3 protein-coding genes are annotated in these 3825 nt (G+C 63.0%); all 3 read left to right on the forward strand.

The window, feature by feature from the left end; all coding sequences use genetic code 11:
* The first annotated feature begins 161 nt into the window (after nt 1-161).
* Nucleotides 162-674 (forward strand): rod shape-determining protein MreD, encoded by a 513-nt coding sequence (mreD, locus tag AB4Z11_RS26160; protein ID WP_442028764.1) that lies wholly within the window; start codon nt 162-164, stop codon nt 672-674.
* Nucleotides 675-676: 2 nt separating this feature from the next.
* Complete coding sequence (mrdA, locus tag AB4Z11_RS26165; protein WP_442028765.1) at nt 677-2752, forward strand: penicillin-binding protein 2; 2076 nt, start codon at nt 677-679, stop codon at nt 2750-2752.
* Nucleotides 2753-2761: 9 nt separating this feature from the next.
* Nucleotides 2762-3825: rod shape-determining protein RodA (gene rodA / locus AB4Z11_RS26170; protein ID WP_442028766.1), on the forward strand; the 1064-nt coding region annotated here is incomplete at its 3' end.

Genomic DNA, 3825 nt, shown 5'->3' on the forward strand with positions numbered 1-3825 from the left:
GGCGTAGTGCCAGGCGCCGGAGCCCCCGCTGCACAGGCGCCGCGTGCCGCCACCGCTGGCATGACGCCGACCCTGAGCACACCGCCTGCCGCTGCGCCGCGCGCTGCCGCACCGGCGCCTGCTGCTACTGCTCCGGCTCCTGCGAAAAAGGAACCTGCACGATGAACCGTCCACAATACATCCTGCTGCCCGTCAGCCCGCTGTTCATCGCATTCAGCCTGCTCTGCGCGGTCTTGTTGAATATGCTGCCCTGGGGCCGTATGGTTGGCGTACCGGATTTCGTAGCGCTGGTGCTGGTGTTCTGGGGTATCCATCAGCCGCGCAAGGTCGGCATCGGCACTGCCTTCTTCCTCGGCCTGCTGATGGACGTGCACGACGCCACCCTGCTGGGCGAGAACGCGCTGGCCTACACGCTGCTGTCCTACTTCGCCATCATGATGCACCGCCGTGTGCTGTGGTTCCGCGTCTGGACCCAGGCCATGCATGTGCTGCCCCTGCTGATTCTGGCGCAAGGCGTGCAGCTGCTGGTGCGCTTCATCGTGTCGAGCAAATTCCCGGGCTGGTTCTTCTTCCTGGAGAGTATTGTGGCTGCGCTGCTGTGGCCCGTGGTGACGATGTTCCTGCTGGCGCCGCAACGCCGCGCCGTGGATAAAGACCACACCCGTCCGATCTGAGCATGACCGAGTTTAAAAACACAGAACGCGACCTTCATCGCTTCCGCGTTCGCCTGTCGGCGATCGGCGGGCTGGTGTTCCTTTGCTTCATGGCGCTGCTGGCGCGCTTCATCTGGCTGCAGGTGATCAAGCACAGCGACTACGCCGCGCAGGCGGAAGACAACCGTATCGCCGTGGTGCCCATCGTGCCGAACCGCGGCCTGATCCTGGACCGCAAAGGGGTGGTCCTGGCCCGCAACTACTCCGCCTTCACGCTGGAGATCACGCCATCCAAGCTGCGCATTCCGCTGGAAGACATGATCGACGAGCTGGCGAAAGTGGTGGAAGTCACGCACAAGGACCGCCGCCGCTTCAAGAAGCTGATGGAGGAATCGAAGCACTTCACCAGCGTGCCGCTGCGTACCCGCCTGACGGATGAAGAAGTGGCGCGCTTTACCGCCAACCGCTTCCGCTATCCCGGCGTGGAGGTCCAGGCGCGCCTGTTCCGACAATACCCGCTGGGTGAAACCGCCTCGCACGTGATCGGCTACATCGGCCGTATCAACCAGGCCGAAGCCAAGGCGCTGGAAGGCACGGAAGACGCAGCGAATTACAACGGCACCGAGCATATCGGCAAGGAAGGCCTGGAAAAGAGCTACGAAAAAGAGCTGCATGGCCAGACCGGCTACGAAGAAGTGGAAGTGACGGCCTGGGGCCGCGCTATCCGCACGCTTTCGCGCACGCCGGCGGTGCCGGGCAATAACCTGATCCTGTCGGTCGATATTGAGTTGCAGAAGGTGGCGGAAGAGGCCTTCGGCGAATGGCGCGGTGCGCTGGTTGCCATCGAACCTGAAACCGGCGACGTGCTGGCGTATGTGTCCCGCCCCGGCTACGACCCGAATCTCTTCGTGGACGGCATCGATGCGCAAAGCTGGGCGGACCTGAATAACTCGCTGGACAAGCCGATGGTGAACCGTCCGCTGTCCGGTACCTACGCGCCAGGTTCGACCTTCAAGCCTTTCATGGCGCTGGCCGCGCTGGAGCTGGGCAAGCGTACGCCGAGTTCGGCGATTGCCGATCCGGGCTTCTTCTATCTCGGAGCCCACAAGTTCCGCGACGACGTGGTGGGTGGCCACGGCACGGTGGATCTGCGCAAGTCCATCGTTGTGTCCTGCAACACCTACTACTACATCCTGGGCCGCGACATGGGGATCGACGCGATCCACGATTTCATGGCGCCTTTCGGCTTCGGYCGGCCAACCGGCATCGACCYGGAAAACGAGAAGGCCGGCGTGCTGCCTTCGCAGGAGTGGAAGCGTCAGCGCTTCAAGAAAAATCCGGCGGCAGGCAAGTGGGTGGGCGGCGATACGATCTCGGTGTCCAACGGCTCCGGCTACAACGCGTATACCCCGCTGCAGATTGCACACGCGGTTGCGAACCTGGCCAATAACGGTGTGGTGATGAAGCCGCACCTGGTGAAAATCGTCGAAGATCCGGTCACCCGTGCGCGCAAGCTCACCGTGCCGAAAGAAAGCTACCGCATCCCGCTGAAGCAGCAGAACATCGACTTCGTGAAAGACGCCATGGTCGGCGTGACCAGCGAGCCGGGCGGCACCGCCTTCCGCGCCTTCACCAACGCGGGCTACACGGTAGGCGGCAAGACCGGTACGGCGCAGGTGGTGGCGATCAAGGCCAATGAGAAGTACAACGCGGCGCGCCTGGATGAGCGTCTGCGCGATAATGCCTGGTTCACGGCCTTTGCTCCGGCCGATAAGCCCAAGATCGTGCTGGCCATGATCGTGGAAAACGCGGGCTTCGGCGGCCAGGTCGCTGCGCCGATCGCACGCAAAGTGCTGGACTACTGGCTGCTGGGCAAACGCTCGACCGAGAAAGACACCACGCCGGTGCCGAAGGAAGACGMAGTTACCGTGCCGGTCGAATCGCTGCCGGCCGAAGACGTGGAAGCCGCCGCTGCTGCCGCTGAAAAGCGCCAGAATCCGGCAGGCCAGATCCCGGCGCCGCAATCGCCATCGCCTGCGCCGGAGAGCAAGGACCAGCAGAAACCAACGACGGCCCCGCCGCCGCGCAAGAAGGAATAAGGAGGCGCCATGCCGATCAATGAAAGACGCTCGCTGTGGCGCCGCATGCGTCCCTACCTGACCGTGTTCGATGGTCCTCTGACCCTCATTCTGGCGTTCCTGCTCGGGACCAGCCTGGTGACGCTGTATTCCGCCTCCATCGGTATTCCTGGCAAGATCGAAGACCATCTGCGCAATATCTTCATGGCCTTCCTGGTGATGTGGTTCGTGGCGAACATCTCGCCGCAGAACATGATGCGCATTGCCTTGCCGGCCTACTTGTTTACCCTGTTGCTGCTGCTGGCGGTTGCCGTGGCGGGCACGGTGAAGCTGGGCGCGCGGCGCTGGCTGGTGCTCGGGCCGATGCAGATCCAGCCCTCCGAATTCGCCAAGATTGCCGTGCCGCTGATGCTGGCCTGGTTCTTCCAGCAACGCCAGGGACATCTGCGCTGGCACGCCTATGCCGTTGCGGCGGCGCTGCTGCTGATTCCCGTTGCGCTGATCGCCAAACAGCCGGACCTCGGTACTGCACTGCTGGTGGTGGGCTCCGGTTTCGCCGTGATCTTCCTCGCGGGTCTGGCATGGAAGGCGCTGCTGGCGCTGTTCGTCATGGGCGCGGCCAGCCTGCCGGTAGCCTGGTCGATGATGCACGACTACCAGCGCGAGCGCATCATGACGTTGATCGATCCGACTTCCGACCCGCTGGGCAAGGGCTTCCACATCATCCAGTCCACCATTGCGGTTGGTTCCGGCGGCATCTTCGGCAAGGGCTGGACCAACGGCACGCAAGCCCACCTGGAATTCATCCCCGAACGCACCACGGACTTCATCTTCGCCGTCTATTCCGAAGAATTCGGCCTGGTCGGCAATATGTTCCTGATGTTCCTCTATCTGCTGCTGATTGGCCGCGGGCTGATGATCGCCAATGGCGCACCGAATTTCTTCACGCGTCTCCTGGCCGGCGCCATCACCATGATCTTCTTCACCTACGCCTTTGTGAACATGGGCATGGTGAGCGGCATTTTGCCGGTGGTGGGTGTGCCGCTGCCGTTCATGAGCTACGGCGGCACCGCGCTGCTGACGCTGGGGCTGGG

It is taken from the genome of Pseudoduganella sp. RAF53_2, assembly GCF_052113985.1.
GTDB lineage: Bacteria > Pseudomonadota > Gammaproteobacteria > Burkholderiales > Burkholderiaceae_D > Rugamonas.

Excerpts from the sequence above, each read along its gene's own strand:
- mreD (WP_442028764.1), top strand. The coding sequence starts at position 162 with ATGAACCGTCCACAATACATCCTGCTGCCCGTCAGCCCGCTGTTCATC.